Origin of the sequence: Variovorax sp. YR634, assembly GCF_900106655.1 — a bacterium.
Classification (GTDB): domain Bacteria; phylum Pseudomonadota; class Gammaproteobacteria; order Burkholderiales; family Burkholderiaceae_C; genus Variovorax.
Genome location: NZ_FNOL01000007.1, coordinates 162,262 through 182,105, shown reverse-complemented (window position 1 = coordinate 182,105; position 19,844 = coordinate 162,262). Strand labels below are relative to the sequence as shown.

18 protein-coding genes are annotated in these 19,844 nt (G+C 67.7%); all 18 read right to left on the bottom strand.

The window, feature by feature from the left end; all coding sequences use genetic code 11:
* Positions 1-2: 2 nt before the first annotated feature.
* Positions 3-971: a PDR/VanB family oxidoreductase gene (locus BLV60_RS15090; protein WP_093055829.1), complete on the bottom strand. Its 969-nt coding sequence runs from the start codon at positions 969-971 to the stop codon at positions 3-5.
* Between the two features lie 19 nt (positions 972-990).
* On the bottom strand, positions 991-2,028 hold the full coding sequence (locus BLV60_RS15085) for an aromatic ring-hydroxylating oxygenase subunit alpha (protein ID WP_093055827.1): 1,038 nt from the start codon (positions 2,026-2,028) through the stop codon (positions 991-993).
* Between the two features lie 12 nt (positions 2,029-2,040).
* Complete coding sequence (locus tag BLV60_RS15080) at positions 2,041-2,265, bottom strand: recombinase-like helix-turn-helix domain-containing protein (protein WP_093055826.1); 225 nt, start codon at positions 2,263-2,265, stop codon at positions 2,041-2,043.
* Between the two features lie 35 nt (positions 2,266-2,300).
* On the bottom strand, positions 2,301-3,458 hold the full coding sequence (locus BLV60_RS15075; protein WP_093055824.1) for an FAD-dependent monooxygenase: 1,158 nt from the start codon (positions 3,456-3,458) through the stop codon (positions 2,301-2,303).
* Between the two features lie 26 nt (positions 3,459-3,484).
* A complete protein-coding gene (locus BLV60_RS15070; protein ID WP_093055992.1) occupies positions 3,485-4,480 on the bottom strand; it encodes a Bug family tripartite tricarboxylate transporter substrate binding protein in 996 nt (331 codons plus the stop codon).
* 14 nt (positions 4,481-4,494) lie between these two features.
* On the bottom strand, positions 4,495-5,466 hold the full coding sequence (locus tag BLV60_RS15065) for a VOC family protein (RefSeq protein ID WP_093055822.1): 972 nt from the start codon (positions 5,464-5,466) through the stop codon (positions 4,495-4,497).
* Positions 5,467-5,479: 13 nt separating this feature from the next.
* Positions 5,480-6,955: an aldehyde dehydrogenase gene (locus BLV60_RS15060; protein ID WP_093055820.1), complete on the bottom strand. Its 1,476-nt coding sequence runs from the start codon at positions 6,953-6,955 to the stop codon at positions 5,480-5,482.
* Positions 6,956-6,963: 8 nt separating this feature from the next.
* A complete protein-coding gene (locus BLV60_RS15055; protein ID WP_093055990.1) occupies positions 6,964-7,758 on the bottom strand; it encodes an aspartate dehydrogenase in 795 nt (264 codons plus the stop codon).
* 14 nt (positions 7,759-7,772) lie between these two features.
* A complete protein-coding gene (locus tag BLV60_RS15050) occupies positions 7,773-9,488 on the bottom strand; it encodes a thiamine pyrophosphate-binding protein (RefSeq protein ID WP_093055819.1) in 1,716 nt (571 codons plus the stop codon).
* Positions 9,481-10,314 (bottom strand): SDR family oxidoreductase, encoded by an 834-nt coding sequence (locus tag BLV60_RS15045; protein ID WP_093055817.1) that lies wholly within the window; start codon positions 10,312-10,314, stop codon positions 9,481-9,483. Before BLV60_RS15045 ends, BLV60_RS15050 begins: the two co-directional genes overlap by 8 nt.
* Positions 10,315-10,319: 5 nt before the next feature.
* Positions 10,320-11,156 (bottom strand): IclR family transcriptional regulator, encoded by an 837-nt coding sequence (locus BLV60_RS15040; protein ID WP_093055816.1) that lies wholly within the window; start codon positions 11,154-11,156, stop codon positions 10,320-10,322.
* A gap of 42 nt (positions 11,157-11,198) precedes the next feature.
* Complete coding sequence (locus BLV60_RS15035; RefSeq protein WP_093055814.1) at positions 11,199-12,059, bottom strand: alpha/beta fold hydrolase; 861 nt, start codon at positions 12,057-12,059, stop codon at positions 11,199-11,201.
* Between the two features lie 11 nt (positions 12,060-12,070).
* On the bottom strand, positions 12,071-12,619 hold the full coding sequence (locus BLV60_RS15030) for a cupin domain-containing protein (protein WP_093055812.1): 549 nt from the start codon (positions 12,617-12,619) through the stop codon (positions 12,071-12,073).
* Positions 12,620-12,645: 26 nt separating this feature from the next.
* Positions 12,646-13,461: an SDR family oxidoreductase gene (locus tag BLV60_RS15025; protein ID WP_093055810.1), complete on the bottom strand. Its 816-nt coding sequence runs from the start codon at positions 13,459-13,461 to the stop codon at positions 12,646-12,648.
* A 22-nt stretch (positions 13,462-13,483) separates the two neighbouring features.
* Positions 13,484-14,467: a Bug family tripartite tricarboxylate transporter substrate binding protein gene (locus BLV60_RS15020; RefSeq protein ID WP_093055808.1), complete on the bottom strand. Its 984-nt coding sequence runs from the start codon at positions 14,465-14,467 to the stop codon at positions 13,484-13,486.
* Between the two features lie 177 nt (positions 14,468-14,644).
* On the bottom strand, positions 14,645-15,904 hold the full coding sequence (locus tag BLV60_RS15015; RefSeq protein ID WP_093055806.1) for a D-amino acid dehydrogenase: 1,260 nt from the start codon (positions 15,902-15,904) through the stop codon (positions 14,645-14,647).
* Between the two features lie 53 nt (positions 15,905-15,957).
* Positions 15,958-16,974: a 2-dehydropantoate 2-reductase gene (locus tag BLV60_RS15010; RefSeq protein ID WP_093055804.1), complete on the bottom strand. Its 1,017-nt coding sequence runs from the start codon at positions 16,972-16,974 to the stop codon at positions 15,958-15,960.
* Between the two features lie 31 nt (positions 16,975-17,005).
* Positions 17,006-19,630, bottom strand: coding sequence for an alanine--tRNA ligase (gene alaS / locus BLV60_RS15005; protein WP_093055802.1), 2,625 nt, complete (start codon positions 19,628-19,630; stop codon positions 17,006-17,008).
* Positions 19,631-19,844: the final 214 nt, after the last annotated feature.

Sequence of the window (19,844 nt, the reverse complement as noted above, 5' to 3'; positions counted from 1 at the left end):
CCTCAGATGTCGAGCACCAGCCTCTCGCCCTTGCAGCGGGAGACGCAGATCATCATGGTCTTGTTGGACGCACGTTCGATCTTGGTGAGGATGCCGTCGTGATGGTCGACCTCGCCTTCGAGCACAGCCGTTTCGCAGGCGCCGCAGACGCCTTCCTTGCAGCTGTGGTCGGGGTTGAGGCCGGCGTCGATCAGGCTGTCGAGAATCGACTTGCCCGCCGGCACCTCGACGCTCTTGCCGCTCTTCGCGCACTGCACCACGTAGCTCTGCGTGGCGCTGGGCGCCTCAACATGCACGGCGGCGAAGCGTTCGATGTGCGCGTTGGCGTAGCCCAGTTGCTCGCAGCTTTTCTCGAAGGCATCGAGCATCGGCGTGGGGCCGCAGCAGTAGTAGTGGCTGGCGCTTCCCTTACCCGACAGCAGCTCGACGAGGTTGGGCGGCGCGCCCTTCTCGTCGTCGAAGTGCCAGGTCAGCTGCACCGACTTTTCTTTCGCCAGCGCTTCGATGCCGTCGCAGAAGGCTGCCTCCTTGCGGGTGCGTGCGCAGTACAGGATCTCGACCGGTTTGCCGATGGCCACCAGCCGCTGCAACATGCACCAGATGGGCGTCACGCCGATGCCGCCGGCCACGAGCACCGAGCGTTCCGCGCCCTCCTCCAGCTTGAAGTTGTTGCGGGGCGCCGAGATGGGCAGCGTCATGCCCACGCGCAGCTGCTGGTGCACGTAGCGCGAGCCGCCGCGGCTCTTGCGGTCGTTGAGCACGCCCACCACGTAGCGCTGGCGGTCGCTCGATGGGTTGCACAGCGAGTAGCTGCGCACAAGCCCGTTGGGCAGGTGCAGGTCGATGTGGGAGCCGGCCTCGAAGGCAGGAAAGTCCACGGCAGGCGTGGCCGGCCGGAACTCGACGCTCACGATGCCGTCGGCCTCGTAGCGCATGGTGTGCACGAGGGCGTTGAGCGTGGGAGAAGACATGGCTTCGCTCGCTTCCCGCTCAGGCCGCTGCGGCTTCCGCCAGCTGGGCCTGCGCCAGGTTGCGCATGTGGCGGCGCAGGCGAACGATGCCCAGGTCGTGCTGGTACAGGTTCTCGTGCTGGTTGGCGTCGGGCTCCATCTCTTCGAGCATCACGCGGTCCTGCTCCAGCACGTGCCAGTGGCGCGCTTCGAGACGGTTCTTGTAGAGGAAGCGCCAGGTGTCGCGCTGCCAGCCCGGCTCCAGCTTGCGCACGCGCCAGAAGAAGGTGGCCGTCATGCCCTTCACGATCGGCGAGAACGCGCCAATGATGATGAAGTTGCCGCCAGGGCCGCCGGTCTTGGGGTACGGAATTTCCAGGCGCATCCAGTGGATGCCGGTGTCGGCCCACTCGGTCCAGTCGAAGTTGACGTTGCGCTGGCCTTCCTTCTCGAACACGAAGCCGATGTCGGTCGGGCGAATGCCGAACTTCGCGCTCGAGTCGCCCTCGGCCATCGAATGCGACTGCTTGTGCAGGTACGTGCCGTGCATCGGGTCCATCACGTTGTCGAGCACGTAGCGGTAGTCGCCCTTCCACTCGGTGTAGCAAAGGAAGCTCGAATACCCGGCGTCGTCGGTCAGTTGCTCGGGCAGCACCAGCGGCGGCGGAATGTCGACCGGCTCCTTCGAGTTGTAGAGAAACACGGCGCCCGCGCGCTCCTGCACGTGGAAGTGCCGAGTCGCCTTCGAGCCTTCGAGCTTGCAGCCGGGGCTGCCGGGCACGCGCGTGACGACACCGTCATGCCGCACCTCGACGCCGTGATACGGGCACGAGAGGCGGTCGCCCAGCACCACGCCCTGCGACAGCGGCGCACCGCGGTGCGGGCAGCGGTCTTCCAGCGCATGCAGCACGCCTTCGCCGTCGCGCCACAGCGCGATCTTGCGGCCGAGGCGGCGCAGGGAGATGGGGTTCTCCTTGATGAAGTGCGAGGGGCAGATCGGATACCAGAGGTCCTTCAGGCCGATCTCCAGAAGATGATCGACCGGATCGGCGGGAACGGGTTGGATGGCGATGGTCATGGTGGGTACTCCTCAGGCGGCCAGCGCGGCCATTTCCTTGCGGTACAGCGCCTCGGTCCAGGGCTGGCCGCCCGGCGTGGCGAGGCCGCTGTCGTTGAGCCGCTGCACGAGCCCTGGCAGGTCGTGGATGCCATCGCCGAAGGCGCGCTCGATCACGTCGCCCAGCAGGTCTTCGTAAGTGGTCGCGGGGCGCTGGCGCGCCTGGTGCGGTTGCAGGTAGCGGTCTTGGGGTTGCATCGTGAGCCTCCGTGGGGCGAGCGAGGTGAAGTGAATCAGGCGGCGGCCATGGCCGGGGTTGCGAGCGGCGCGGTCCAGGCGTCGTAGCCATAGACCCAGTCGGCATTGCCACCTTCGCGCAGCCAGTTGTTGCCGCGCGAGCCGAGCTGCACCTGGCTGGCGCGTTCGATGCGCGCCTTCTCGAAGCCTTGCAGTGCGGCCGGAACGTCGGCCATGGCCACGCCTTCGAGGTGGCGCGACAGCACCACCGCGTCTTCGATGGCCATGCCGGCGCCCTGCGCCATGAAGGGCAGCATCGGGTGCGCGGCGTCGCCCAGCAGCGCCATGCGGCCCCGCGCCCAGGCAGGCATCGGGTCGCGCTCGTACAGCGCGGTCTTCAGCACCGTGTCGCAGGCGTCGAGCAGGGCACGCGCCTCGGGGTGGTAGGCCACGTACTGCTCGCGCAGCTCGTCGACGCTGCCCGGCGCGGTCCACGACTCGAGATGCCAGGTGTCCTGCGGCGTGGTGGCAAAGATGAAGATGTCCTTGCCGCGGTTGAGCGGAAAAGTGACGATCTGGCTCTGCGGGTTGGGGCCCCACCACTTGGTGAAGGCGCCGAGGTTGGGCACGCCGGCCACGCGCTCTGCGGGCACCACGGCGCGGTACGCCACGATGCCGGTGAAGCGCGGGCTCTCCGCGCCGAACATCGCGGTGCGCACGCAGGAGTGGATGCCATCGGCACCGATCAGCGCGCCGACGCGGGCGCTGGTGCCGTCGGTGAAGGCGATGGTCACGCCGGCTTCATCGGCGGCGATGGTCTCGGCGCGCTTGCCGAGCGCGACCTGCTCCGCCGGGAACATGTCGGCCAGCGCGGCCAGCAGGTCGGCGCGGTGGATGGTGAGCTGCGGCGCGCCATAGCGCTGCTCCGCCGAATCGGCCATCTCCAGGCGCGAGGTTTCTTCGCCGGTGTCGTAGGTGCGGCTGATGCGGTGCGACGGGCGTGCTGCCGTCACGCGGGCCGCCTCGCCCACGCCGAGGCCGTCGAGCGCGCGCACGGCATTGGGCGTGAGGTTGATGTCCGCGCCGACGCGGGCGAACTGCTTGGCCTGCTCGAACACGATCACGTCGTGGCCCGCGCGCCGCAGCGCAATGGCAGCCACGAGGCCGCCGATGCCGGCGCCGACGATGCCGATGGTTGATTCGCTTGTCTTCATGAGAGCTTCTTTCGCGTGCGGCCGGCTTATTCGGCAACGATGTTGCGGGCCTTGATGATCCTGGCCCATGTGGCCGTCTCATCGCGGATGTAGGCGGCGAACTCGGCGGGCTTCATGGCCGCGTCGGTCATGCCCTGCAGCTTCAGGCGCTCGCGCACCTCGGGCTGCGACAGCATCTCGGCGGCGTCCTTCGCGAGCTGTTCGACCACGGCGGGCGGCGTGCCCTTGGGCGCCATCAGGCCGTACCACGAGGTCACGGTCACGCCCTGGATGCCCTGCTCCGCCAGCGTGGGAATGTCGGGTGCGGCGGGGCTGCGCCTGGCCTCCGTGATGCCGATGGCGACCAGCTTGCCCTGCTTCAGGAAAGGCAGCGTCGCGGGCAGGTTGCTGAACATCAGCGGCACCGAGCCGCCGAGCACGTCGTTGAGCGCGGGCGGCGTGCCCTTGTAGGGCACATGCAGCATGTCGATGCCGGCCTGCTGCTTGAACAGCTCGCCCGCCAGGTGCAGGCCACTGCCCACGCCGGGCGAGGCATACGACAGCGTGCCGGGCTTGGCCTTGGCCTGCGCCACCAGCTCCTTCGCATTCTTGATGCCCGATGCGGGCGACGCCACCAGCACATTGGGCGCCTTGGCCAGCATGGTGATCGGCACGAAGTCCTTCGCCATGTCGAACGGGAAATTGGGCATCAGCGTCGGGTTGATGGTGACGTTGCCCGCCGGAATCACCAGCAGCGTGTGGCCGTCGCCCTTGGCGCGCTTGACCTTTTCCATGCCGATGTTGCCGGCCGCGCCGACCTGGTTGTCGACCACGGCCGCCTGGCCATAGCGCTTGGCAAGGCCATCGGAAAGCACGCGGGCCAGCGTGTCGACCGGGCCGCCTGGCGGGAACGGCGAGATGATGGTGAAGCGCTCGCTGGCGAGCTGCTTCTGGGCCTCGCTCTGCTGCGCGTGCACGGGTGCGGCGAGCGTGAAGGCCGCCAGCGCGGCGAACAGAACGGAGAAGGAGAAACGTCGTTGCATGAGATTCGAGGGGTTCATTTCTTTTCGGTGAGGAAAGCGCCCTTCGGGCCTTCCGCGTTCTTCTGGCGGCGCGTGTTGCCGTCGAGGCCGCCGTCCACCGCCCATTCGGCGAACACCGTCGGGCCCGGCTCGAACTCGCGCGGCTGCCATTCGGCGGTGAGCTGGTCTTCGTCGGCGTAGTACTCGATGAGCCCGCCGGCCGGGTTCTTGAAGTACCAGAAGTACGCCGACGACACCGGGTGGCGGCCCGGGCCCAGTTGCGTCTCCCAGCCACGGCGCGAGAAGTGCAGGCCACCGCCGAACACTTCGTGGATGTCGCGCACGGTGAAGGCCACGTGGTTCAGCCCGCGCTTGCCCGAGGGAATCTGCAGCAGGAACAGGTCGTGGTGGCCGCCCTCTGCCGCGCAGCGCATGAAGGCGCCGCGGTTCGGATAGCTGTCTGACGCCACGAAGCCGAAGCGCTGCGCGTAGAACGCGCTGGTGGCCTTCACGTCGCTCACGAAGAACACGACATGGCCGACTTCGATGGGTGTCGCGCGTTCGTAGATCGGCGCGGCCTGGTTGATGCGCGGCTTGGCGTTCCAGGTGTTCATGGCGGCGCAATCGACTTCCACCGCGCGCTTGCGGCTGACCTGCAGGCGCACGGCCAGGCCGTTGGGATCGATGCAGCCGATACGGCGTGCGCCGTCGATCGTGCCGTCGAAGAAGGCCGGGTCTTGCGCGATGGCGGCGGCGTAGCGGTCGAGATCCGCATCGCTCTCGACGCCCCACACCACTTCGCGCAGCGTGGGGCCCTCTTCCATCGCGGGCGGCAGACCCGGCTTGTCCAACGCCGCGACGACTACCTTGCAACCGTTGAGGCATTCGAAGACGAGTTCGTCGGCGGCTTCCGACTTCAGCGTGAGGCCCCAGTCCTCGAAGAACTGGCGGCATGCGGGCAGGTCGTCCGCGCCGTAGGTGATCTGGTCGATGCCAAGTACGCTCATGGTGCGGTCCTCTTCAGTTCGCCCATGGGAGCGGTTGTTCGTTCGTGCCCCAGTACATGCTCTTCTGCTCCATGTACTGGAAGATGCCTTCGCGGCCCTTCTCGCGGCCCAGGCCGCTGTCGCGCCAGCCGCCGAACGGCGTGGACACGGAGAACTGCTTGTAGGTATTGACCCAGACCGTGCCGGCCTGCACTGCGCGGCCGAGCTTCCAGGCGCGCTTGAAGTCGCGGCTCCACACGCCGGCAGCCAGCGCGTAGACGCTGTCGTTGGCCTGCGCGATCAGTTCTTCCTCGTTGTCGAAAGGCATCGCGACGAGCACCGGGCCGAAGATTTCTTCCTGGCTGATGCGGGCGCTGTTGCCCAGGCCTTCGATGATGGTCGGCTTGTAGAAATAGCCCCGGTCGTAGCCATCGCCATGCGGGCGTACGCCGCCCGTGCGAATCCTGCCGCCTTCGGACACGCCGAGGTCCACATAGCGCTCGATGCCTTCGCGGTGCTTCGCCGTGATGAGCGGCCCCATCTGCGTGCGCTCCGAAGCCGGGTCGCCCACGCGCAGCGCATTGGCGCCTTCCGCAAGGCGCGTCAGGAACTCGTCGTAGATGCCGCGCGCCACGAAGAGGCGCGAGCCCGCGATGCACGACTCGCCCGACGAACTGAAGATGCCGTACAGCACACCGTTCACCGCGTGGCCGAGGTCCGCGTCGTCGAGCACCATGGTCGGCGACTTGCCGCCGAGCTCCAGCGACACCGGCATCATCTTGTCGGCCGCAATGTGCGCGATGTGCTTGCCCGTGGTGGTGCCGCCAGTGAACGACACGCGCTTGACCAGCGGATGCTTGGTGATCGCATCGCCAATCACCGAGCCCTTGCCCGGCAGCACGCTGACGATGCCCTTCGGCACGCCGGCCTGCTCGCAGATGCGGGCCAGTTCCAGAGCCATCAGCGGCGTCACCTCGGCGGGCTTCACGACCACCGCGTTGCCGGCAGCCAGCGCAGGCGCCAGCTTCTGCGCCTCGCTGGCAATGGGCGAGTTCCACGGCGTGATGGCCGCGACCACGCCCATGGGCTCGTGCACGCTCATCGTGACAAACGCGCCGCGCGACGGCGTGATGGTTTCTTCCAGCGTCTCCAGCGCAGCGGCGAAGAACTGGAAGGTGCCCGCAGCGCTGGCCACGAGGTTGCGTGTTTCGGTGATCGGCTTGCCGTTGTCCAGGCGCTGCTTCTGCGCGAGCGATTCGCTCTCCTCGCGGATCAGTTGCGCCACACGGTGCAGCACGGCGGCGCGCTCGTGCGGCAGGCGCTGGGCCCAGCCGCTGGTGCGGAAGGCGTGGTCGGCGCGGGTGATGGCCTCCTCGACATCGGCGAGGCTCGCGGCCTTCAGGCGCGCGATCGGCTCGCCGGTGGCGGGGTAGAGGCTTTCGTAGACGTCGCCGCCGCCCAGGCGCCATTCGCCGGCAATGCAGATCGGAAGGAGTTCGGAAGAAATCATGGAGTGACTCAGATGGCGAGCGCGGCAACGCGGTTGCGCAGCGCGCGCACGGCGCTGTACACGGTGAGCGCGGATGTCTTGGGGTTGGCCGCGAGCGGCCTGTTGCGCATGGTCAGCTCGAAGCTGCCGAAGGCGCCTTCGGCTTCGACGGTGTGCACGTTCTCGGTGGTGGCCGGGTCGGCAATCAGGCGCACCTGTGTCCTGTCGAGCCCGAGCCCCGCGAGCGAGACGGTGGCGGCGACGTTGGCGTTCTTCGGATAGAGCGAGGCCGCTTCGCGCGCGCTGCCTTCGAAGATCACGGTGGGCTGCGCCAGCGCATCGAGGTCGCGGCCCTGTTCGGCCGGCGTGCCCTTCCATGCCTGTGGCGGCTTGCGGCCGGTGTAGCGCACGCTGTCAAGGCCGCCGATGCGGGCTGCGGCGAGTGCATCGATTGCACCGATGGCGCCGGGAATCAGCTGTACCTGCGTCTTGCCTGCGATGGCGGCGGCTTCGAGCTTTTCGGCGAAGCCGGCGACCGACAGCGCGCCAACCGAAGCGACCACGCAAGGCGTGCCGCGTGCCAGCGCGGGCAGCACATGCTCTTCGATGGCCGCATGGCCAGCCGTCTCGACCACGAGGTCGATGCCATCGGCAGGCACGCTACTGCCAACCTGCACGCCGGGCGCAACCTTCTGCGCCGCGGCCACGCCCTCGGCGGGCACGACGATGGCAACCACCTCCAGGGCGGCATCGCCCTTGAGCAGTTCGAGCACCGAGGTGCCGATGGCACCGCAGCCTACAAGGGCAATACGCAATGCGGGCAACGCGCTCACGTCCTTCACTCCACCGAAGCGGCAGCCTTGCCGAGCGCCGGAATCTGCGTGACGGTGTTGGTCGGCGGGCCTGCGAAGGCGCTCTTGAAATCGCCGATGGAGAGCATGTCGATCTCCAGCAGGAACGGGCCCTTCTTCGCCAGCGCCTCGCCCAGCTTCGCCTTCAACTCGTCCATGCGCTGCACGCGGGCGTGCGGCAGTGACAGCGACTTGCACAGCAGCGCGTAGTCGGGCGTGTGCAGGTCGGCATAGCAGCGGCGGCCGCCGTACTGCGCGTCCTGGATGTTCTTGATGACGCCGTAGCCCTTGTCGTTCATGAGCACGATGACCATGTCGGCCTGCTCCTGGACGGCGGTTGCGAGTTCGCCGAGGTTAAGGATGAAGCCGCCGTCGCCGGCCAGGCAGAAGGTCTTGCGGCCCGAGGCCGTTTCGGCCGCGCCGATGGCAGCGCCGATGGCCATGGGCATGCCCTGCCCGATGCCGCCGCCCGTGGCGTGCACGCCTGCGCTGGGTTCGAAGATGCGCAGCTCGCGATTGCCCCAGGTGCTGTTCGACACGGTCACGTCGCGCACCCAGTTGAAGTTGCGGCCGGCGGCGGACTGCAGCGCCTTCACAAGCTCGGCATACGGGCCCAGGCCGTCGGTGAGCGAGGCCACGGCCTGCTCGTGCGCGGCGCGCAGGTCGGCGAGCAGTTCGGGGTCGGCCTTGTACTTCGCGGCTTCGAGGCGGTCGGCCAGGCCTTCGAGGGCCAGCGCCGAGTCGCCGCAGACGAACAGGTCGGTGGCGTAGCCACGGCCTTCGGCGGCAGCATCGGCATCGATGCGCAGCAGCGGGCGCGGCAGCTTCAGTTCGTACTTGAGCGTTTCGTTGCCGCGCAGGCGCGAGCCGACAACCAGCATCGCGTCGCAGCGCTGGTACAGCGCCTCGACCGGCTTGTGGATGTTGTACGAGCCGAGCGAACCGGCATCGTCTTCGGGCACCGTGCCACGGCCCTGCGTGGTGGTGACCACGCCGAAGCCGAGCTTCTGCAGGCGTTGGATCGCGGCTCGGGCATGGCGCGCGCCGCCACCGACCCACAGCATCGGGCGCTTGGCTGCAGCAAGGCGCGCAGCCAGTGCGTCGAGCGAAGCAGCAGAAGGCACCGGCCGCTCGATGGGCAACGGCGACAGGTCGGCCGGCATGGTCGTCAGGGCGGACTGGATGTCGATCGGAATCTCCACGCTCACCGGGCCGGTCGGCGCCGTCATCGCAAGCTGCACTGCGCGCTTGAGCGTGCCGAGCACCGTCTCGACGCTGCGCACGCGCAGGGCCGCCTTCGACACGGCCTTGAGCATGGTGAGTTGGTCGGGCGCCTCGTGGATGTACGACATGCCCTTGTCGAGGTACGGCGTCTCGATCTGCCCCGTGATGTGCAGCAGCGGCGCGCCGGCGGTCAGTGCCTCGACCATGCTGCCCGCGATGTTGCCGGCGGCCGGGCCGGTGCTGGTGAGGCACACGCCGAGGCTGGCCGTGGAGCGCGCATACGCATCGGCCATGTTGCCGGCTCCGGCCTCGCCGCGCGCCGGCACGAAGCGGATCGCACCGCGCTGCGCAAAGGCGTCGAGGATCGGCATGTTGTGGATCGAGATCACGCCGAAGGCCGCCTTGACGCCGCACTGTTCGAGAAAAGCGGCGACGACTGCACCGACGGTGACCGTATTGTTGTTCGTGGGGTTATGCATGGCGCGAGAGGCCTCCGGAAATGTCGATATGGCTGCCCGTCGTGTACGACGCGAGCGGGGAAGCAAGAAAAAGAATCGCGCGCGCGGCTTCGGTCGGAAGCCCCAGGCGACCCAGCGGGATGTGTTTGTTCTTCGCGAGCTGCCCGCTCCATGCGGCCCAGTCTTGCGACTTGTCTTCGCGCGCCTCGAAGCGGCGGCGCCATTGGCCCGACTCGACCAGGCCGATCAGGATGCCGTTGACGCGCACGCCCTGCGGAGCGAATTCAGTGGCCATGGAGCGCACGAGGTTCAGCAGGCCGGCGCGCGCGGCCGAGGTGGCAACCATGTGCGGCTCCGGCTGGCGCGCCAGCAGCGAGTTCGCGCAGACGATGGAAGCATCGCCCAGCACCGCGCGCTGCGCCGCGAGCTGCGGCAGGAAGGCGCGCGTGGGGTTGATGACGGAGAAGAACTTCAGGTTGAGCTCTTCGGTCCAGGCCGCATCGTCGGTGTCGGCGAAGGTGGAGACGCGGCCCTGCCCTGCGTTGTTGACCAGCATCGATGCCGGGCCGAGCGCGGCTTCGCTGGCGGCGGCGAAGGAGCGGACCGAGGCACCGTCGAGCACGTCGCATGGCTGGGCGAAGAGCTTGGCGTTCGGGTACCGCGCGTGCAGGTCGGTCACGGCGTCGTCGAGCCGCTCTGCGTTGCGGCTGCACAGCGCGACGGATGCGCCGCAGCCGAGCAGCAGTTCGACGGTGGCCAGGCCGATGCCCGACGAACCGCCCGTGACCACGGCCACGCGGCCGACCAGCGCCTTGGCTGCAAAGAAGGAGGAAGTCTGCTGTGCCATGACTGTCATGCGCTGCGAAGCGGCACCACCTTGGCGGCGCGCGCTGGGGAGTAATTCAGCAAGCCCGAGATCTCGTCGGCCGTGCCGCGCACGCGCAGCACCATCTCGTCCATGCGGCTTTCTTCGATGTGGTCCGAGGTGATGGTGGCGCCCAGCGCCGCCACGATGTGGCCGCTGTGGTCACGCACCGGCGCAGCGATGCTGGAGATGTTCGACTCGAAGAAGCCCTCGCCCAGCACATAGCCGCGCTGGCGGTCGGCCTGCACCATGTCGAAGAGTTCGTTCACGGTCTTGGGCGTGCTCGGCGAGAAGGTTTCGAGCTTGTCCTCGGGGTAGAGCGCGCGCAGCTGCGGCAGCGTGAGGTCTTCGAGCAGGATGCGGCCGAGCACGGTGGCATGGGCCGGCAGACGCGTGCCGACGGTGACCGAGCTGGCAAAGGGCGTGGGCGGTGCGACCTTGGCAACGTAGACGATGGAGCGGCCATCGCGCACCACCAGGTTGCAGGGCGTGCGCAGTTCGTCGCACAGGCGGTTGAGCAGCGGTGTGCCGAGCTGCGTGAGTTCCAGCGAGGCGAGGTATTCGAAGCCCAGGCGCAGCACGGCCAGGCCCAGGCGGTAGTCGCGCCCGCCCTCGGCGCGCTCGAGGAAACCCATGTTCTCAAGCGTGGTGAGCAGGCGGAAAACGGTGGAGCGCGGCAGGTCGAAGCGGCGGGCCAGTTCGGGGGCGGAGAGCGTGCGGCTTTCGCGGCTGAACTCGCACAACACGCGCAAGCCGCGCTCCAGCGCGGGCACGTTGTAGCGGTCGGCGCCCTCTTCCATCGTCTCGTTGTCGTTGTTGGCCATGCCTCTTTTTCCTTCCTTGGATGTCTTGTGTTTGTGTTGCGGTCAGCTGGCGAGCGATTCGCGCAGCAGTGCGGCGACGGCCTGCGGTTGTTCCACATAGCCGGCGTGGCCCGCATCGTCCACCAATTCAAGCGACACGCCGCACTGGCGCGCGACTTCTTCGCAGGCGGCCGGAGGCGTGACCACGTCGAGCGCGCCGCAGGCCACGCGTACGGGCATGGGCGGCGGCAGGTCGGCCAGCAGGTCGGCGTTGCACAGCAGCTCGACGGCCTGGCGATAGCCGCGGTCGTTCAGCCGGGCCATGTTCCAGCGCACCCATTGGCGGGCGTGGTCGCTGGCCTTGTCGGAGACGAGCCGGCCCGCGCGCTTCGCGGCCATGCCGGCGATGCCGAGTTCGTCGAGCGTGACGAGGCGTTCGGTGCGCACCTTGGCACGAGCCTCCGCGCGGGACGGAGCGCCGTAGCCGATCGCCGGGCTGACGAGCACGAGTCGGCGGATGCGCGAATCGGTGCGTGCGGCCGACGCAGCGGTGATCGCGCCGAGCGAATGGCCAACCAGCACGCACGACTCGATGCCGAGTGCATCGAGCAAGGCGCTGAGACATGCCGCGTAGTCGGCTGCGGTCGGCGCGGCGGCTTCGAGCGGCGTCGATTCGCCGTAACCCGGAGCGTCCCACGCAACCACGCGGGCCTGCGACGCGAGCAGCGCGGCGGTGTCGATCCACGACGCCGCGCCCGAGCCGATGCCGTGCAGGCACACGACGACCGGGCCCTGGCCGCATTCGCGCACCGACACCACGGCCCCACCGGCGACCGCGACATTGCGGGCCGGAAAGCGTGCGTCGAGCCGCGCCAGCTCGGAGGCCGGCAGCGTCAGCGCGTCGGTGGCGATGGCGTCGTTCATGGCTTGTTCGCTCAGCGCTTGATCTTTGCGAGGGGGTGATCGGCCGGGTACGTCGGCGTCACGGGCTTCTTCGCGCCGAGCATCACGCACATCAGCGCGTCTTCGTCGCCGATGTTGATCTCTTCGCGGTACACGCCGGGCGGCACCGAGATCAGGTCGCGGTCGGTCATGATGGTTTCGAAGCGCTCGCCGTCTTTCTCGATCACCACCTTGAGCTTGCCGCGAATCAGGAAGAACACTTCTTCCACGTCGGTGTGCAAGTGCGGCGGGCCTTCGTGGCCGGCCGGGATGACCATGGTCGAGAAGGTGAAGTGCTCGGCGGGCACGGTGTTGACGTCTTTCGCGACGCCGGTGCCGCCCGTGCCCACGTAGCGCATCTGCGCGCGGCGGAACTTGGGGTCGAAGTCGGACTGGAACTTCAGCGCGTCCCAGTCGTACTTGCGGGTTTCGTAGCGCGCGATGCGGGTGTTCATCCACTCCGCGAGGCTGGTGCCTTCGGGCTGTGCCAGGCTGTTGGTGCCGGCTTCGTTGATCTTCTGCTGTTCGGACAGATCGCTCATCGGGTGTACTCCTTGGTCGGAAAAATTCAGTGCATCGCGAAGCCGCCGTTGACGGCCAGCAGCTGGCCCGTCACGAAGCGCGCGAGGCCGGAAAGCAGGAACAGGGTCGCGCCGCACACGTCGGCGGCTTGCTGCTCGCGGGGAATGGCGCGGCCTTCGAGGTACTTCTGGTGGCGCGCCATCGGCACGTATTCGGTGGCCTCGACCAGCGTGAGGCCGGGCGCGACGGCGTTGACGGTGATGTTGTCGCCGCCCCACTCGCGCGCCAGCGAGCGCGTCATGGAAATGACGGCGCCCTTGCTCGATGCGTAGGCCAGCAGGTTGGGCGCGCCCCACAGCGCCGTGTCGGACGCGAGGTTGACGATGGCGCCGCGGCCGCTTTCGGCCAGCGCGCTGCGGCAGGCGCGGCCCATGAGCCAGCTGCCGCGCACGTTGACGTTCATCACGCGGTCCCACATGTCGATTTCGAGCTGGTGCGCGTCGCGGCCGCCCGAATTGGTAATTGCGGCGTTGTTGACGAGGCCGTCGAGTCCGCCGAGCAGGCGGATGGCTTCGTCGGCGCAGGCCACGATGGAGCCGGGGTTCGACAGGTCGACCGGCAATGCGTGGGCTGTGTGGCCCGCTTCGCGCAGCGCCTTCGCCTCGGTCTCGGCCAGTTCGCCCAGGATGTCTGCCAGCACCACGCTCGCACCTGCCGCGGCAATGCACTGCGCGAAGGCAAGGCCCAGGCCGCGCGCGCCGCCGGTCACGAGGATGCGGCGGCCGGCCAGCAGGTTGGCCGGCAGTTCGGCCAGCAGTGCCTGCAGGCTCGATGGATCGGGAATGGCTTTGAGTTCGGTCATGGGGATGCGGGCTTCAGTCGGTTCAGTCGGCCTGGATGCCGAGCTCCTTGATGACCTTGCCGAAGCGCGTGTAGTCGGCGGCGTTGGTCTTGCCGAGCACGTCGGCGTCGCCGCCCACGGGTGTGGTGCCGAGCACCGCCATGCGCGCAACGATCTCGGGCATCTTCAGGATTTCGTTGAAGTGGCCGTTGAGCGTCTTCACGATTTCGGGCGGCAGGTTGCGCGGGCCCCAGAGGCCGTTCCAGGCCGTCACTTCGACGTCCTTGTAGCCCTGCTCGGCCAGCGTCGGCACGTTGGGCGCAAGCGGTGAGCGCTGGGCCGAGGCCACGGCCAGCGGGCGCAGCTTGCCGTTGGCGAAGTACGGCGACACCGGGCCGAGCGTGATGAAGGTGACGGGCACGTGGCCGCCGAGCACGTCGTTGACGGCGGGCGCCACGCCCTTGTACGGCACGTGCGCGAGGCTAGTGCCCGAGGCGCGGGCGAACATCTCGCCGAGGATGTGCATCGGCGAGCCGCTGCCCGGGCTCGCATAGCTCAGCGACTTGCCGCCCTTTGCTGCTGTCACGGCGTCCCTCAGCCCGGCGAAGCCGCTGCCGCCGCTGGCCACGAGGAACAGCGGCTGGCTGCCCGTCTGCACGATGGGCGTGAAGCCGTTCAACACGTCGTAGCCCGACGAGCCATTCGTCTTCAGCACCAGCTGCGCGATGGAGAAGGTGCTGGGCGCGAGCAGCAGCGTATAGCCGTCGGGCGCTGCCTTCGACACGTAGGCGCTGCCGATGATGCCGCTGGCGCCGGGGCGGTTGTCGACCACCACGGGCTGGCTGACGCGCGTCGAGAGCTTTTCGGCGAAGAGCCGCGCCAGCGCGTCGGTGTCGCCACCGGCCGGATAGGCAACGACCAACGTGATCGGCTTGCTCGGGTAGCTGTCTGCCCAGGCGAGTCCGGTGGCGCAAGCGGCGGCCAGGGAAATGGCAGCGGCGATGGCATGGCGGCGTGTCTGTTTCATCGGGTCCGTGTGATCGTGGTTTTGTTTCACTAAAGAAACAACGATTTATTAATGGAACGCCGTGAGAATACCGAGGAAGACAACTTCGTGACTAAGTAGAAACCCTGATTTTTGTGACTCAACGAAAACAGGGCGGCCTTTTCGGGCCGCCCTGCGGGGGTGGGAGCGTCGGGCTCTTCAGCCGCCGTAGCGCGCCACGGTGAGGCCTTCCATGTCGATCTCGGGCGCCTTGCCCGCAATCAGGTCGGCCATCACACGGCCGGTGCCTGCCGCCATGGTCCAGCCGAGGGTGCCGTGGCCGGTGCTGAGCATCAGGTTGGGAATGCGGGTGGCGCCGATCACGGGCGTGCCGTCGGGCGTCATCGGGCGCAGGCCGGTCCAGAAGGAGGCGTCGCGCACATTGCCGCCCTTGGGGAACAGGTCGGTCACGACGTGTTCGAGTGTGTCGCGACGGCGCTCATTGAGCTGCAGGTCGAAGCCCGAGAGCTGGGCGGTGCCACCCACGCGGATGCGATCGCCGAGACGCGTGACCGCCACCTTGAAGGTCTCGTCCATCACGGTCGATTCGGGTGCGCCGCCAGCGTCGGTGATGGGCACGGTGATCGAGAAGCCCTTGACCGGATACACCGGCAGCCAAATGCCCAGCGGCTTCACCAGCGCGGGCGAATAGCTGCCCAGCGCAACCACGTAGCGCTCTGCGGTGAAGCTGCCGGCATCGGTGCGCACTGCCGTCACGCCCTTGGCTGCATCGTGTTCGATGGCCTGGATGTTGATGCCGAACCTGAACTTCACGCCCTCGGCTTCCGCCAGCTTGGCCAGCGCCTGCGTGAACTTGAAGCAGTCGCCAGTCTCGTCACCGGGCAGGCGCAGGCCACCGACGAATTTGTCTTTCACGGCCGCGAGCGCGGGCTCGTACTGCACGCAGCCTTCGCGGTCGAGCACCTGGTACGGCACGCCGGAAGCCTTGAGCACTTCGACATCCTTCGAGGTGCCGTCGAGCTGCTGCTGCGTGCGAAAGAGTTGCAGCGTGCCCTGCATGCGCTCGTCGTAGGCGATGCCGGTGTCGGCGCGCAGTGCCTTCAGGCAGTCGCGGCTGTATTCGGCGAGCCGCACCATGCGGCCCTTGTTGATCTCGTAGCGCGCCTGCGTGCAGTTGCGCAGCATCGACAGGCCCCAGCGCCACATGGCCGGATCGAGCATGGGCTTGATGACCAGCGGGCTGTGCTGCATGAGCATCCACTTGATGGCCTTGACCGGCACGCCGGGCCCGGCCCACGGCGCCGAGTAGCCGGGCGAGACTTCACCCGCGTTGCCGAAGCTGGTTTCGAGCGCGGGCGCCGGCTGGCGCTCCAGCACCGTCACCTCGTGCCCGGCGCGCGCCAGGTAATACGCCACCGAGGTGCCGATGACACCGCTGCCGAGAATCAAGACCTGCATGAGAACAACCCTTTGAAAGCTGCTGCAACGCAGCCGAGGGTACAGGCTAAGCGCTACAGGCCGAGAGCATCCTGCAATTGCCGTGCCGTCCAGCGCTTGGGCTGGTGCGGCCAGGCATCGAGCAGCGCGACCATGCGCGCGTTGCGCGGTGCGCTCAGGCCGTGCTCCTGCGCGAGGCGCACGACCTCGCCGCTGAGCGAATCGATCTCGGTGCGGCGGCCGAGCGCGAGGTCGTCGGCCATGCTGGAGCGCGCCTTGGCATCGATGCGCAGCATGCGTCCCGCGATGATGCGGAACAGCCAGTCGGGCAGGCGCAGCAGGCTGACCAGCCGATGCGCCGGAACGGCAGCCACCTGCGCCGGCGCAATGCCCGCGACGTTGAGAATGCCCAGCGCTTCCTCGATCAGCGACGCGAAGCAGCGGCGGTAGCCGCGCAGCATCAGCTCTTCGCGCAGGGGCAGGCCCGAGAGCGCGTTGACGGGGTTGTTGAGGTTGAGCATCAGCTTGCCCCACTGCACGGGCAGCAGGTCGGCATGCAGGTCGAGCGGCACGCCGGCGCGCTCGAACACGGGCAGCCACGGGCGTAGCGCCGCGTCGTCTTCCGCGGCCAGCCGGCCGGGGGTGCCGCGATGGAAGGCGCCAGGGCCGATCTCGGCCACGTTGTAGGGCACCATGCCGGCGCGCACATTGAGCGAAGGGCCGGTCTGCGATGCGGCCGCGCAATTGGAAATACCGTTCTGCAGCGAGACCACCGTGGTGCCCGCAGGCAACGCGAAAGCCAACTCGCCCGCCGCCGCAGCCGTGGCGCCACTCTTCACGCACAGGAGCACCAGCGAAGGCCTTGCACCCACGGGGACCTGCTCGCACAAGCGCAGCTTTTCGGCGGACAGCTTGCGCGTTGCGCCGTCCATGTCGGTGAGCGTCAGGCCGTGCTTGGCGAGCTTTTCGAGCACGCGCGGACGGCCGACGAAAGTGACGGGCACACCGGCCGCCGCGAGGCTGCCGCCTATGAAGCACCCGATGGTGCCCGCCCCCATCACAAGCACTTCACCGGGGGTAGCGTCGGGCATGAAGTGCTTGTTCCTGATGCGTGTCTGTCTGTCAGGCGCGTTCCGCGACCCAGGCCTGCACCGATTGCAGCGCGGCCGGAAGGCCCGCCGCATTGGTGCCGCCGGCCATGGCCATGTCGGCCTTGCCGCCGCCCTTGCCGCCGACCTGCTGGGCCACGAAGTTGACCAGCTCGCCGGCCTTGACCTTGCCCACGCTGTCGGCCGTGACGCCGGCTGCGATCTGCACCTTGTCGCCGTCGACTGCGGCCAGCACGATGGCGGCGGTCTTGAGCTTGTCCTTCAGCTTGTCCATGGTGTCGCGCAGCGTCTTGGCGTCGGCGCCGTCGAGCTTGGCGGCCAGCACCTTGATGCCCTTGACGTCCACCGCCTGCGACACGAGTTCGTCGCCCTTGGACGATGCGAGCTTGCCCTTGAGCGCACCCACTTCGCGCTCGAGCGCCCTCACCTGTTCCAGCACCTGCGTAAGCCGGCCTTGCAGCTCGGCGGCCGGCGACTTGAGCGTGGCGGCCACGCTGTGCACGGTCGATTCGAGGTCCTGCAGGTACGACAGCGCATTGGCGCCCGTGACGGCTTCGATGCGGCGCACACCAGCGGCCACGCCGCCTTCGCTGACGATCTTGAAGAGGCCGATGTCGCCCGTGCGGCCCACGTGGGTGCCGCCACACAGTTCGCGGCTGGTGCCGATGTCGAGCACGCGCACGGTCTCGCCGTACTTCTCGCCGAACAGCATCATCGCGCCGGTCTTCTGGGCCGACTCCATGTCCATCACGCGGGCGTGCGTCTCGGAGTTGGCGAGGATCTCGGCGTTGACGCGCTTCTCGATCTCGAGGATCTGCGCGTGCGTGACGGGTGCGTTGTGCGCGAAGTCGAAGCGCGTCTTGTCGGCGTCGACCAGCGAGCCCTTCTGCTGCACGTGATCGCCCAGCACTTCGCGCAGGGCCTTGTGCATCAGGTGGGTGACCGAGTGGTTGCGCATGGTGGCGGCGCGACGGGCGGTGTCGACCGCGGCCTTGACCGCGTCGCCGACCTTGAGCGTGCCCTGCGTCTGCGTGCCGTGATGGCCGAACACGTCGGCCTTGATCTTCTGTGTGTCTTCCACGCCGAACTGCACGCCTTCGGCAACGAGCACGCCCTGGTCGCCGACCTGGCCGCCGCTCTCCGAATAGAAAGGCGTGGTGTCGAGCACGACGATGCCGGGCTGGCCTTCCTTCAGCTCTTGCACGGCTGCGCCTTCGAAGTACAGCGCGACGACCTTGGCGCTTTCTTCCAGGTGGTCGTAGCCGGTGAAGGTGTTGCCCGCGCCGGCGTATTCGACGTTGCGGTCCATCTTGAACTTGCCGGCTGCGCGGCCCGCGGCCTTCTGCTTTTCCATGGCGGCATTGAAGCCCGCCTCGTCGACGCTCACGCCGCGCTCGCGGCATACGTCGGCCGACAGGTCGAGCGGAAAGCCGTAGGTGTCGTGCAGCTTGAAGGCCACTTCGCCCGGCAGCACCTTGGCGTCGCCGGCCAGGGCCGCATCGAGAATTTCCATGCCGTTGGCCAGCGTTTCGAAGAAGCGTTCTTCCTCGGCCTTCAGCGTGTCGATGATGCGCTTTTCGTCGGCCACAAGCTTCGGATATGCGTCGCCCATGAGCTTCACGAGGTCGGGCACGAGCTTATGGAAGAAGGGTTTCTTCTGGCCCAGCTTGTAGCCGTGGCGAATGGCGCGACGGATGATGCGACGCTGCACATAGCCGCGGCCTTCATTCGACGGGATCACGCCATCGGCCACCAGGAACGAGGTGGCGCGGATGTGGTCGGCGATCACCTTGAGCGAGTTGTTGGCCAGGTCTTGCGTGCCGGTTTCGCGGCCAGCGGCCTTGATGAGCGCATCGAAGATGTCGATTTCGTAGTTGCTGTGCACGTGCTGCAGGATCGCGGCCAGGCGCTCCAGGCCCATGCCGGTGTCGACGCAGGGTGCGGGCAGTTTCTTGACCGAGCCGTCGGGCTGCATGTCGAACTGCATGAACACGTTGTTCCAGATCTCGATGTAGCGGTCGCCGTCTTCGTCGGGGCTGCCGGGCGGGCCGCCGGGAATCTCGGGGCCGTGGTCGTAGAAGATTTCGGAGCACGGACCGCAGGGGCCCGTGTCGGCCATCATCCAGAAGTTGTCGGACATGTAGCGCCCGCCCTTGTTGTCGCCGATGCGCACGACGCGTTCTGGCGGCAGGCCGATTTCCTTGGTCCAGATGTCGTAGGCCTCGTCGTCCTCGATGTAGACGGTGGCCCAGAGCTTCTCGGCCGGCAGCTTGTAGACCTTGGTCAGCAGCTCGAAGGCCCAGGTGAGCGATTCGCGCTTGAAGTAGTCGCCGAAGCTCCAGTTGCCCAGCATCTCGAAGAAAGTGTGGTGGCGCGCGGTGTAGCCCACGTTCTCGAGGTCGTTGTGCTTGCCGCCGGCGCGCAGGCAGGCCTGGACCGAGGCGGCGCGCACGTAGTTGCGCTTGTCTTCGCCGAGGAACACGTCCTTGAACTGGACCATGCCCGAGTTGGTGAACATGAGCGTCGGGTCGTTGCCCGGCACCAGCGAGCTCGAGGCCACGACGGTGTGGCCCTTGGAGGCGAAGAAATCGAGAAAGGTCTTGCGGATGTCCGCGACCGTGAATGTGGGCTGGCTCATCTTTGGATTCGTCTTCTGTCGAGGGCGGCGCGGCGATGGCGACCCTCTTGTCGAACCCACTGCGGCGAACCGGCCTAACTGCTTGATTTGCTTGAACAAACGATTATAGGTTTGGCCATGGCGCCCGCGCCCGGATCGGGCCGCACCGGGAAAACTGCACGATCCGGACTCCGCGGCTAATATGTGACTTGGCGCAAAAAACGAGAACCAAATA